At 60.3% G+C, this 11,072-nt stretch carries 11 protein-coding genes and 1 pseudogene; 3 read left to right on the forward strand and 9 right to left on the reverse strand.

Annotated elements, in window-relative coordinates; translation table 11 throughout:
• Nucleotides 1–277 precede the first annotated feature (277 nt).
• From efeO (AC07VF_RS26210) to AC07VF_RS26250, 9 genes and pseudogenes are all read right to left on the reverse strand, one after another.
• On the reverse strand, nt 278–1,102 hold the full coding sequence (gene efeO / locus AC07VF_RS26210) for an iron uptake system protein EfeO (RefSeq protein WP_192175100.1): 825 nt from the start codon (nt 1,100–1,102) through the stop codon (nt 278–280).
• A gap of 27 nt (nt 1,103–1,129) precedes the next feature.
• Entirely contained in the window at nt 1,130–2,446 is a 1,317-nt protein-coding gene (gene efeB / locus AC07VF_RS26215) for an iron uptake transporter deferrochelatase/peroxidase subunit (protein ID WP_495010163.1), read from the reverse strand.
• A 65-nt stretch (nt 2,447–2,511) separates the two neighbouring features.
• Entirely contained in the window at nt 2,512–3,723 is a 1,212-nt protein-coding gene (gene efeO, locus AC07VF_RS26220; protein WP_423573897.1) for an iron uptake system protein EfeO, read from the reverse strand.
• 8 nt (nt 3,724–3,731) lie between these two features.
• A complete protein-coding gene (efeU, locus tag AC07VF_RS26225; RefSeq protein ID WP_192175103.1) occupies nt 3,732–4,613 on the reverse strand; it encodes an iron uptake transporter permease EfeU in 882 nt (293 codons plus the stop codon).
• 202 nt (nt 4,614–4,815) lie between these two features.
• Nucleotides 4,816–5,118: pseudogene (locus AC07VF_RS26230) on the reverse strand (LysR substrate-binding domain-containing protein); the annotation flags it as partial.
• Entirely contained in the window at nt 5,099–5,560 is a 462-nt protein-coding gene (locus AC07VF_RS26235; RefSeq protein ID WP_495010162.1) for a hypothetical protein, read from the reverse strand. The gene AC07VF_RS26235 and the pseudogene AC07VF_RS26230, both read right to left, overlap by 20 nt.
• Nucleotides 5,538–5,933: a polymorphic toxin type 44 domain-containing protein gene (locus AC07VF_RS26240; RefSeq protein ID WP_192175105.1), complete on the reverse strand. Its 396-nt coding sequence runs from the start codon at nt 5,931–5,933 to the stop codon at nt 5,538–5,540. The genes AC07VF_RS26235 and AC07VF_RS26240 overlap by 23 nt, the downstream gene beginning before the upstream one ends.
• Before the next feature lie 27 nt (nt 5,934–5,960).
• Nucleotides 5,961–6,461: an Hcp family type VI secretion system effector gene (locus AC07VF_RS26245; RefSeq protein WP_369304258.1), complete on the reverse strand. Its 501-nt coding sequence runs from the start codon at nt 6,459–6,461 to the stop codon at nt 5,961–5,963.
• Nucleotides 6,462–6,612: 151 nt separating this feature from the next.
• A complete protein-coding gene (locus AC07VF_RS26250) occupies nt 6,613–7,506 on the reverse strand; it encodes a LysR family transcriptional regulator (protein ID WP_495010164.1) in 894 nt (297 codons plus the stop codon).
• A 145-nt stretch (nt 7,507–7,651) separates the two neighbouring features.
• Here AC07VF_RS26250 and AC07VF_RS26255 point away from each other — a divergent pair, with 145 nt between their 5' ends.
• From AC07VF_RS26255 to AC07VF_RS26265, 3 genes are read left to right on the forward strand one after another with little or no spacing between them, the layout of a single operon-like run.
• Nucleotides 7,652–8,974: a CitMHS family transporter gene (locus AC07VF_RS26255; RefSeq protein WP_495010161.1), complete on the forward strand. Its 1,323-nt coding sequence runs from the start codon at nt 7,652–7,654 to the stop codon at nt 8,972–8,974.
• Complete coding sequence (locus AC07VF_RS26260) at nt 8,975–10,339, forward strand: acyclic terpene utilization AtuA family protein (RefSeq protein ID WP_495010160.1); 1,365 nt, start codon at nt 8,975–8,977, stop codon at nt 10,337–10,339. It abuts the gene before it with no gap.
• The gene (locus AC07VF_RS26265) at nt 10,336–10,653 is read left to right on the forward strand and encodes an AtuA-related protein (protein WP_495010159.1); all 318 of its coding nucleotides are present in this window, start codon (nt 10,336–10,338) and stop codon (nt 10,651–10,653) included. The genes AC07VF_RS26260 and AC07VF_RS26265 overlap by 4 nt, the downstream gene beginning before the upstream one ends.
• Nucleotides 10,654–11,072 lie beyond the last annotated feature (419 nt).

Here is an 11,072-nt window from a genome sequence, read left to right on the forward strand (position 1 = left end):
ATGCGGCGAGAGCGCCGTCAGGGCATGGATGCCCGTTCGGCGCGGGCCCACGGAGCGGGACCGGAGTGAAGGAACCCCGACGGAGGAGGGGCCAAACCAGGAGCACGGCCTTTTTGGTTACTTTTTCGGCTGTTGGAAAAAGTGACCCGCCGTAAGGGCGGAACCCTAATTCACGTACACACAAATAATGGATAGAGCGCCATCCAACAACCGGCGTGCCCATGAAAAAGCCCGCCTGCCGATCTCTCGGCAAGCGGGCTCTTGAGTACCTGACGAATCAGTTCAGGCCCAATTTCCCGCGCATCTGCGACAGATCTTCAGCCAACGTATTGACCGGACCTGCCAACGCCTTGCGATCCTGCTCCTTCACCTTGTCGTACGTCTCGTAGCCACCGTCCTTGGTCTTGTACTTCGCCAGGATCTTGTCCACGGTCGCAAAGTTCTTCTCGACCTTCGCCACGAACGCCTTGTCCGACTGCTCCAGCTGCGGCTTGAACAAATCGACGATCTTCTTCGAACCGTCAACGTTGCCCTGGAAGTCATACAGATCGGTATGGCTATAACGATCTTCCTCGCCCGAAAGCTTCGTCGCCGCCACTTCTTCCATCAGCGCAGCAGCACCGCCCACGACTTTTTCTGGCGGGAAGGTGATGCCAGCGATACGCGACTGCAGCTCTTTCACGTCAGCCAACAGCTTGTCCGCGAACACGCCCTGATCCTTGGTGGTGTTCTGCGAGAACAACGCATATTCCAGGCGGTGGAAACCGGTGAAATCGTCGGCCTTCACACCGTTCTCGTGATCGTCTTCACGGGAGTCGATCGACGCGTCCAGGTCGCTGAACAGTTCGGCAATCGGCTCGATCGACTCATAAGACAGACGCGTGGTCGGGAACAGCTTTTTCGCCGTCGCCAGGTCGCCCTTCTTGATCGCGTCGGTGAACTTCTGCGTGTCGGCGGCCAGGGTGTCGACGTTTTCGGTCACGTAGATCTTGTAATCCGAAACCGGCGTGACCAGATCCAGCGGCGCGGTGGCGGCGAACGCGGACATCGATGTCTGCAACAGGCCAAAGGTCAGCAACAAAGCGAGGGGCGACTTTTTCATAGAGCTCTTCCTGTGAGGTAAGGGTTGTCAGGCAGTTTTTGTTGTGTGGGCAGAGGCGGCCAGCAAGGACCGGCCAATGAAATCGTTGCTGTCGACCACGCCCGGCAGGGTGAAGAAATACCCGCCGCCCACCGGCTTGAGGTACTCCTCAAGCGGCTCGCCGTTGAGGCGCGTCTGCACAGTAATGAAGCCTTTCTCCAGGTCCGCCTGATAGCAGATGAACAGCAGACCCATGTCCAGCTGACCGTTCTTGTTCACGCCGTTCGAGTAGTTGAACGGGCGACGCAGGATCAGGTTGCGCTGGGTTTCGGCCGTGCGTGGGTTGGCCAGGCGGATGTGGGAGTCCAGCTTGGTGATCTTGCCTTCCGGATCGTTCTGGAAATCCGGGACGTCGGTTTCGGTCTTGCCATGCATCGGCGCGCCAGTGGTTTTGACCCGGCCGATGATCGATTCCTGCTCCTGCAGCGGGGTACGGTCCCAGCGCTCGACGAAGTTGCGGATGATGCGCACCGCCTGATAGCTGCCGTTGGCGGCCCAGGCCGGTTCATCGCTGCCCGGTTGCACCCAGACCAGCTCGTTCATGGTCTTCTTGTTGTTCGAATCGGGGTTGGCCGAGCCGTCGCGGAAACCCAGGAAGTTGCGCGCGCTTTCCGGCGGCTGGCCCGGCTTCAGCGGGGCCTGGGCGGGCACGGTGCCTTCCTGTTTCCAGCGCACCAACAGCAGGTCCGGCAGGTTTTTCACGATGTCGCGCAGGGCGTGAATGTTGCTGTCCGGGGCGTTCGAGCAGAACTGAATGCTCAAGTCGCCGTGGCAGCAATCGGCTTCCAGCGCGTCGTTGGGGAAACCGACCATGCGCTGCAGACGCTTGGGCTTGACGGGTTCCAGACCAAAGCGGTCGTCGAACAGCGAGTCACCCACCGACACGGTAATGGTCAAGTTGTCCGGCGTGACCACCGGGCCGAGGATGCCGGAATCCAGTGGCGGCAGTTTCGGGTCGACCTGGGGCACGGGGCCGCCGGTCATCAGAAACGCAATGCGCTCGTTCAACGTACGGAACATGCGCTCAAGGTCTTCACGATCCTGGGCCAGCACGTCGAAGGAGACCATCATCCCGGCGGTTGGGCGCGGGGTGACGATGCCGCTCTGATGCGGGCCGTGGAACGCGTTGTGGTCCTGGGTTTTTTCGCTTTTCGGTGCTTCGGTGACCTGCGCCGGCGCGGTGGCGGCGAACGCGTTGCCGGTCAGGCTGGCACCGGCCACCGCTGCGCCCGCAGCGCCAAGGCCCAGCAGGACGCGGCGACGGTCAGTGGAGATCGGCGCGTTTTTTGAATCGGAGTCTTTCATGTGAATGCTGTCTTCGCTCTGGTTTCAGGGCCGGGCGGGTGCATGGGGCACCCGCCTGGGCACGCTCACAGGCCTGAGAGGCCGAGGGCCGGATCGATTCCATCGAGTGCGTCGGCCAGTGCCTTGGCCTTGTCTGCTACTTGTTTTCGTTGTTCGGTGCTGACCTGGTCGTACGGCTTGAAGCCGTCGGCGGTCTTGAGCATCAGCAACTGGTCATCCAGGGCGGTGCTCGCGGTGTCGATCTTTTTCAGCACGTCGCCGGAGGACTTGGCCAGCAGCGGACGCAGCAGGTCGATGACCTTGCGCGTACCTTCCAGGTTGGCGGCAAAGCCGTTCACGTCGAGGTGGCTATAGCGTTCTTCTTCGCCGTTGCTGCGGACTTCGGCGATGCTGCGCATGTTGCGCACGACCATGCTCGCCAGTTGTTCCGGGGCAATGCTCTGGGCCAGCAATTGCTGTTTCAGGCTGGCGATGTCGGTTTGCAGCTTCTGCACGACCGGCGTCAGGCCATCGACGGATTTCTGCGAGAACAGGCCGAATTCCAGGCGGTGGAAGCCGCCGAAGCCCGGGTCCTGTTCGCGTTTTTCGTAGTAATCGGCGCGGGCGTTGATCGCGTTGTCCAGCTCGGACAGGCGCTGGGCCGCAGGGGCGATGCGCTGATAGGCAGCACGGGCCGGCGCGTAGGCTTTCTGCGCTTGGGCCAGATCGCCGCTGTCGATGGCTTGTTGCAGATCGTTGACCGCGCGGATCAGCGCGCTGCTCTGGGTGCTCAGGTAGACGCGGTATTCGGACAGCGGGCCGATGAAGGCGACCATCGACGGACGCGCTTTGGCAGCGGCATCGGATTCAGCGGTCGGCGTCACGTGCAGGGTGCCGCGCGGGTTGCTCAGCAAGCCGCAGGTGATGGCGTAGTCGCCCGGCTGCAGGTTGGCGTTGATGATCTGGCTCAGGCCCGGAACGATGTTTTCGCGTTCTTCCACCACGAGCACGCCGTCGAGGATTTCCCATTCCACGGCGCGATCCGAAGCGTTGACGATGCGGAAAGCGTTCTTTCCGGCCGGCACGGTGATCGAATTCGGCTCGCAGCTTTTAGCGTTGATGGTCACGACGGTTTCATTGCCGCTGTTGGCGATGCGCTTTTGCTGCGCGGCCTGGGAGGCGAAATAAAACATGGCGCCGGCGGCGATCATCAAAATCACCGAGCCTGCAACGGCGAACTGCAAGGCGCGAGGGGGCTTGGCTTTCTTGGGAGGAAGGCCGTTGGCAGTGGAGTTCATGGGAGCCCTTATTTGTTCGTAACTGAATGCGTAACCGAAGAAGTGTGACCGTGTTCATGGGCCGGGCGGGTGGGCAGACTCACCACCCGCGCCTGGGGCTTGAAGAACAGGAACAGCGCAAAGACCAGGTAAGCCAGGTACGCCACCAGCACGCTGACGGTCGGCGCATCCTGATAGCCGAACATTCCGGCCAGCACCGAACCGGTCGGGCCGTCCATCGGCAGGATCGCGCTGATGTCGAACACCACGTCCTGGAAGTGGTTCCAGACCCCGGCTTCGTGCAGCGAACGCACGGAGTTGGCCAGAATGCCCGCCGCGACGACGAGGATGAACAGGCCGGTGTAGCGGAAGAACTTGCTCAGGTTCAGGCGCATGCTGCCTTTATAGATCGCAACGCCGATGCACACCGCGATGATCAGGCCGAACAGCGCACCCAGCGGGCCGGACACGCCTTCGCTCTGCTGGAACACGGCGAGCAGGAAGAACACGGTTTCGAGGCTTTCACGGGCGACGGCGAAGAACACCATGCCGATCAGCGCGTAGGTCTGGTTTCTCGACCCGGCCAGAGCGGCGTCCAGGGACTGGTGCAGGTCATGCTTGACCGAGCGCGCGACTTTTCGCATCCACACGACCATCGAGCTGAGGATGACCACGGCGACGAGGCCGACGATGCCTTCGAACAGTTCCTGCTGCTTTTGCGGGAATTCAGCGCTGACCATCTCCAGACCACCGCCGACGAAAAGCGCCAGGGCGACCGCCAGAAACACGCCGATCCACACCGCAGGCATCCACTCGCCGCGGCCGGTCTGTCTCAGGTAACTGGCAATGATGCCAACGATAAGCGCGGCTTCAATCCCTTCGCGCAGCATGATCAAAAAAGGAACGAGCATTTATCACCGGTGCATATCTGATAGGGTGTGCGACGTGAATGCGTCGGGTAGCCATTCGCATTCAGCCACTGTGTAACATAATGATACTCATTATTGAATGCGTGCACTGGTTTTTTTGCAAAACCCTGCTTGTTCAGCCGGGGTTCAGGCAGTGAGGGAGCTGGAAGCTTTAAGCGCGCAAGCGGCCAGAGCGTTTTAGCGTTCACAGCGCGGCTTTCAGGGTCTCGACGAATCGCAGCGCTGCCGGGCTCGGGTCCGATCCAGCACGGGTAATCAGCCCGATCTCCCGACACACGCCAGGATGCTCGACCCGCACCTGCGTCAAATCGCCGCGGCCTTCGTCGGCGGATTCCGGCAGCAAGGTCATCCCCAGGCCGTGCCGCACTAGCGCCATGACCGTTGACATGTAGTTCGCTTCCAGCCCGGGCGTCAGCACAAGCCCTTCTTCGGCAAATAACTGCTCCACTCGCTCACGCACACTGCTGTCAGTCCCTAGACGCAGTATCCACCTGCGTCAACGTGATCCGATAACTTCTTAACTCATCGCCCTCCGTGACATATTCTTTACTGAAGTATCGGTAGACTGCGCCTTGCACTTTTATCCCTACACCATTGGGGGTGTCCTCGATAGAAACGTCGTTTAAGGCACTGTCCGTGATCAGGAATTCACTTGCCTTATTAAGCTGTTTGAGGACTTCCAGGTCATCGCCATCGAGCGGTTTGCTAATAAAAAAACGCAAAGTGTCCACGTCAGTTGCCATCGCGCCATAGCGTGTAATGTATAACCAATCGCCCTGAGGCAGTTGCCTTTTGAGGACTAACTCATCAGCGCCACTGCCGAAGTTAAAAAAATCTCCAAACAATGCATTGATAATCAAAATCACTACAAGAGCCCAGAAGGAGTGCTTATAGGTGAGTCTGAAATTAGTAGCCTTTGGATTTTGCATACAAGATCCCCATCTTTATCCATTTCTGGTCTTTGGGGTCATCCCCGTAGGGAGGCAGCCAGAACCAGTAACCCCACTTGTGATCGGCTTTTTGTGTCTTGGCTGCTTTTTGCGCGTATCCGGCCGCCCTCAGCAACAGCTGTTCGGTAAGTTGCCCAGCAGTGCCAACAGCACCGTAGTGGAAATTGCCAAAGTTTTCCCATTCGGGATTCTGCTGTTTATAGTCCCACGGGGCGCGGTTACGCACTTTGTAGTAGAACCAGCTCATAAATGCACCGGTCGCCGGATCTCGTTTCCATTGATCGTTTGCAAGCTTCATATGGACGTCTACATTGACACCCGGAGGAATAGCTGCTGGCATTTCGTAGTTCATCGCTTTTCCCTGCGAAATTTTGAGTGGTTATGAAAATATCTTATTGCTGATGGCATCCCACCCGCCAGCAATCTGCCCCGCGCTCTGTCCTGTCTTTCGATTTTGTTTGGAATAGATGAGTTGAATTCTTCCATAGTTCAAAGCGATAAGCTCGCTCGGGAAGCTGTTGTCCTGATCACCATTGCCTGTTAATGAAAATGAACTGATGATCACTTCTTCTAGTTTTATCTCGAGGTACTTAACTTTGGGGTCTCCGGCGCGGAATAGATGCACAGAAACCTGCTTGAAGTGCTTTCCGCTACAGCATGCTTCATGCAGCTTCGGCGTGGCGTTGTCGACAGCTTTTTTGACAAGCATGTCGCTCATGTAAGCTCGACCGGAGCTCGCGCCCCCAGATGAGGTGGAAGTAGCGGAGGCTGTCTGGCTGGCAGAAAGATCGAAGTCTTGCAGTTCAATCCAGTTTTCGTAGGCCTCCGTTAGCGCTTCACCGGGAACCCCTTCAATCTGCAGATATGCTTCGAGTGACATCGTTAATTCCTTTTAATACGATTTTGGGCTCCGGATGGTACACGGAAGCAATTCCTGATGGGAGTCTCGACGCTGACTCGAGACTTCGCTGCCACTGTCACTATGGCCTGCTGTCTTCGGCGCATACGGCAGCAGTCCTCGTGCAAACCGCTCAAGGTTTTTGCCGTTCCAGCGCGTTTTTCATTGTTTCGACGAATCGCCGGGCTGCGGGGCTCAGGCTCACAGCCGTTCGGGTAATCAGCCCGATCTCCCGACACACCCCAGGATGCTCGACTCGCACCTGCGTCAAATCGCCGCGGCCTTCGTCGGCGGACTCCGGCAGCAACGTCATCCCCAGTCCCTGCCGCACCAGCGCCATGACCGTCGACATGTAGTTCGCTTCCAGTCCGGGCGTCAGCACAAGCCCTTCTTCGGCAAATAACTGTTCCACCCGCTCGCGCACACTGCTGTCGCGACCGGTGAGGATGATCGGCTGTCCCGCCAGGGCCTGCAGGGTGACCGAACGCTCCTGTGCCAGCGAATGGTCAGCGGGAACGAACAGGCTCAGCCGGTCGACCATCACCACCTCGAACGCCAGCCCGTGGCCCATGCGCGCCCGCACCCCCAGCCCGAAATCCACTTCGCCCTCGCGCACCAGCGCATCAATCCGCTGCGCGACCACGTCACGCAAGCGCACTTCGACGCCGGGGAACTGCTCGCGGAAGGTTTTCAGAATGGGCGGCAGCGTGCCGGAACACATCGACGGCAGGGCGGCGATGGTCACCACGCCCCGACGCAGCGCGGCCAGATCCCGCGAGCCGCTGACGATGTTGTCCAGATCCAGCAGCAGTTTCTCCATGGGCCCGCGATTGTTCTGACCCGCAGCGGTCAGGCTGACCTGGCGCGGGCTGCGCTCCAGCAGGGCAACGCCGAGCCATTCTTCCAACTGCTGGATCTGCACGGTCAGGGCGGACGGCGACAGGTTCAGCTCCAGCGCCGCCTTGGCAAAGCTGCCGGTGTGGGCGACGGTCAGGAACGCGCGGATGTGCTGAATCGAGTTTTTCATGGCGCTGATTTCCAATTCTTCTTGTCGGGGCGTCATTCGATTTTTCCGAACGCAGGGCGCCGAACATTTCAATTTACAAAGCTTAGCCTCGTTTCGATACTCGATGAAAACAACAACAGCTCGTCCCGCCGCCCGCCGGTCAGGGATGACGAAGGATCAAACCATGCTCGCCACCCTTGGTGCCATTACCATCCTCTGCCTGCTCGCCGCCGTCATGAGCAAGCGCCTCTCGCCCCTGGTTGCCCTGATTGCCTTGCCCATCATCGCCGCATTGATCGGCGGATTCGGTCTGCAAACCAGCGGCTTCATCATCACCGGTATCAAGAACGTCGCCCCGGTGGTCGGCATGTTCGTGTTCGCCATTCTGTTCTTCGGGGTGATGACCGACGCCGGCATGCTCGACCCGATCATCGACCGCATCCTGCGCACGGTGGGCACGCGTCCTACGCGGATTGTCGTCGGCACCGCACTGCTGGCGTTGCTGGTGCACCTCGACGGTTCCGGCGCGGTGACCTTTCTGGTGACGATCCCGGCAATGCTGCCGCTGTACACGCGGCTGGGTATTGATCGGCGGATTCTGGCCTGCGTCGCGGCGATGGCAGCGGGGGTGAATTTCCTGCCGTGGACCGGGCCGGTGCTGCGTTCGTCGGCGGCGCTGCATGTACCCGTGTCCGAACTGTTCCAGCCGCTGATTCCGGTGCAGATCGTCGGCCTGGCCTTTGTTTTCTTCTGCGCCTGGATGCTCGGGCGACGTGAGGAAATGCGCCTGGGGCTGGGCCGCTTTCAAACCACGGCCGAGCACATCGACGTGGTGCCGCAGCGTGTGCTCACCGAGCATGAAGCGGTGCTGCGCCGGCCGCGTCTGTTCTGGCTCAATCTGGTGCTGACCATCGTGGTCATGGCGGTGATGATTTCCGGCTGGGTCGATCCGGTGGTGATGTTCATGGTCGGCACGGTGCTGGCGCTGTGCATCAACTACCCCAACGTCGACGCCCAGCGCGCGCGCATCGATGCCCACGCCAAGACCGCCCTGACCATGGCCAGCATTCTTCTGGCGGCGGGGGTGTTCACCGGGATCATGCAAGGCACCGGCATGCTCAAGGCCATGGCCGAAGTGGCGGTGGCGCAAATCCCGGCCGGCCACGGCAAGTTGATTCCGATGGTGGTGGGCTTCCTGTCCATGCCGCTGAGCCTGTTGTTTGATCCCGATTCCTTCTATTTCGGCGTGATGCCGGTGATTGCCGAAGTCGGTCGCTCCCTGGGCGTTGATCCGCTGCAAGTGGCCCAGGCCTCGCTGCTGGGCGTGCACACCACCGGCTTCCCGGTCAGCCCGCTGACGCCGGCCACCTTCCTGCTGGTCGGGCTGTGCAAGGTCGAACTGGCCGACCACCAGCGCTTCACCATTCCGTTTCTGTTTGCCGCATCGGTGCTGATGACCCTGACCGCACTGTTGCTGGGAGTGTTTTAAATGAAGACATTACGTATCGGCTCTGGCGCCGGTTATTCCGGTGACCGTATCGAGCCCGCCGTTGAGTTGGCTGAGAAGGGCGAACTGGATTACCTGGTTTTCGAGTGCCTGGCCGAGCGCACCATTGCCCTCGCACAACAAGCGCGGCTCAGCGATCCCGAGGCCGGTTTCGACCCGCTGCTGAGTGAGCGCATGCGTCGCGTGCTGCCGTTTGTGGGGCGTGGACGGGAAGCAGGGCAACGTCGGCTTCGGCTGATCAGCAACATGGGCGCGGCCAATCCGCTGGCGGCGGCGCGGGAAGTGCGGCGCATTGCGATCAAGTTGGGGCTGCACGGGCTGAAGGTCGCGGCGGTGACAGGGGATGACGTGCTCGCTGTCCTAAAGGCGAGTCCTGAACAGGTGCTCGATAACGGCGCGACGATTGCTTCGTTAGGTGATCGGTTTATCTCGGCGAATGCCTACCTGGGTGCCGAGGGGATTGTCGAGGCGCTGAAGGCCGATGCTGATGTGGTCATCACCGGTCGGGTCGCCGATCCCTCGTTGTTTCTTGCGCCGCAGCTGTTCGAATTCGGCTGGGCCGAGGACGACTGGACGCGGCTGGGACGCGGTACGCTGATCGGCCATCTGCTGGAATGCGCCGGGCAGATCACTGGCGGTTACTTTGCTGATCCGGGCGTTAAAGAGGTGCCGAATCTGGCCCGCCTCGGGTTTCCGCTGGCGGAAGTCGATGCCGAGGGCAGGGCGGTGATCAGCAAGGTCGCAGGCTCTGGGGGGCGCATCGACACCGCCACCTGCATCGAGCAAATGATTTATGAAGTGCACGACCCGGCGGCGTACCTGACCCCGGACGTGACGGCGGATTTTTCCGGCGTGTCGTTCCATCCAGTCGCCACCAACCAAGTACGGGCTGAGGGCGCCGATGGCCGCGCGCGACCCGAGACGCTCAAGGTCTCGGTGGGTTATCTCGACGGCTGGATCGGCGAGGGGCAGATTTCCTACGGCGGGCCCGGCGCCCTGGCCCGGGCACAACTGGCGCGGGACGTGGTTCTCGAGCGTTTGCAATTGATGGGCGCGGTCTTCGATGACGTGCGCGCCGAGCTGATTGGCGTCGACGCATTGCACGGTGCGGCGCTGGGTTCGCGGACGGCGGCCGAGCCGTGGGAGGTGCGCCTGCGGGTCGCGGCGCGCTGTGCAGACAAGGCCGAAGCCGTGCGCATCGGCAATGAAGTCGAAACCCTCTACACCAACGGGCCCTATGGCGGCGGCGGCGCGACCAAGGGCGTGCGGCAAGTGGTGGCCGTGGCGTCGCTGCTGATGCCGCGGGATGCCATCAGGGCGCAGGTTCATCTGGAGGACGCATCATGAGCACCGTGAAATTGCGCGAACTGGCCCATTCCCGGACCGGCGACAAGGGCGACACCTCGAATATTTCGGTGATCGCTTTCAAGGCGGAAGACTACCCGCGATTGTTGGAGGTGCTGACGGTCGAGCGGGTGGCTGAGCACTTTGCCGAGTTGCTGGGGAGCGATGCCTCGCGGGTGCTTCGGTATGAACTGCCAAACGTGCACGCGCTGAATTTTGTGCTGCCGGGGATTTTGAAGGGGGGCGTTACACGGTCATTGGCGCTGGATGCCCACGGCAAAGCGCTGGGGGCGGCGTTGCTGGATATTGAGGTTTAGGATCGAGAGTGTTGCTATAGCGGCCGACGCCTTCCCGGCTGAAGCCGGTCCTACGGGGTGCGCGCGAGCCTTTAGTGGGACCGGCTTTAGCCGGGAATGCGTCAGGCGTCACACTGCAGAATGTTCGGTGCTCACACCGGCCTCTTCCCGGCTGAAGCCGGTCCTTGTGAATCGATAAGGCTTGGCCGATGAATAAAATGGCATTTGTGTTAGTTAACGAAAAACTTACCATCGGCGACCGAGCGATCGATTTTCTGCATCCTGTAGAGGAGGCACTTACTTACCGTGATTCGATCATCGTTCGAGTTGAACCTCCGGCCGGCGTCATTTTCAACAGGAACGTTGCAGTGGTCTAATTTCCCCGGACACCTCGATAAGTGGAAAATACATTTATCGAGGAGTTCTACATGACCAGAAAG

Source organism: Pseudomonas sp. GW821-FHT02H06 (assembly GCF_059421525.1).

Bases quoted from the DNA above. Each gene is read 5' to 3' on its own strand.
- efeO (WP_192175100.1), bottom strand. From the start codon at position 1,102: ATGAAAAAGTCGCCCCTCGCTTTGTTGCTGACCTTTGGCCTGTTGCAG.
- efeB (WP_495010163.1), bottom strand. From the start codon at position 2,446: ATGAAAGACTCCGATTCAAAAAACGCGCCGATCTCCACTGACCGTCGC.
- efeO (WP_423573897.1), bottom strand. From the start codon at position 3,723: ATGAACTCCACTGCCAACGGCCTTCCTCCCAAGAAAGCCAAGCCCCCT.
- efeU (WP_192175103.1), bottom strand. From the start codon at position 4,613: ATGCTCGTTCCTTTTTTGATCATGCTGCGCGAAGGGATTGAAGCCGCG.
- AC07VF_RS26235 (WP_495010162.1), bottom strand. From the start codon at position 5,560: ATGCAAAATCCAAAGGCTACTAATTTCAGACTCACCTATAAGCACTCC.
- AC07VF_RS26240 (WP_192175105.1), bottom strand. From the start codon at position 5,933: ATGAACTACGAAATGCCAGCAGCTATTCCTCCGGGTGTCAATGTAGAC.
- AC07VF_RS26245 (WP_369304258.1), bottom strand. From the start codon at position 6,461: ATGTCACTCGAAGCATATCTGCAGATTGAAGGGGTTCCCGGTGAAGCG.
- AC07VF_RS26250 (WP_495010164.1), bottom strand. From the start codon at position 7,506: ATGAAAAACTCGATTCAGCACATCCGCGCGTTCCTGACCGTCGCCCAC.
- AC07VF_RS26255 (WP_495010161.1), top strand. From the start codon at position 7,652: ATGACGAAGGATCAAACCATGCTCGCCACCCTTGGTGCCATTACCATC.
- AC07VF_RS26260 (WP_495010160.1), top strand. From the start codon at position 8,975: ATGAAGACATTACGTATCGGCTCTGGCGCCGGTTATTCCGGTGACCGT.
- AC07VF_RS26265 (WP_495010159.1), top strand. From the start codon at position 10,336: ATGAGCACCGTGAAATTGCGCGAACTGGCCCATTCCCGGACCGGCGAC.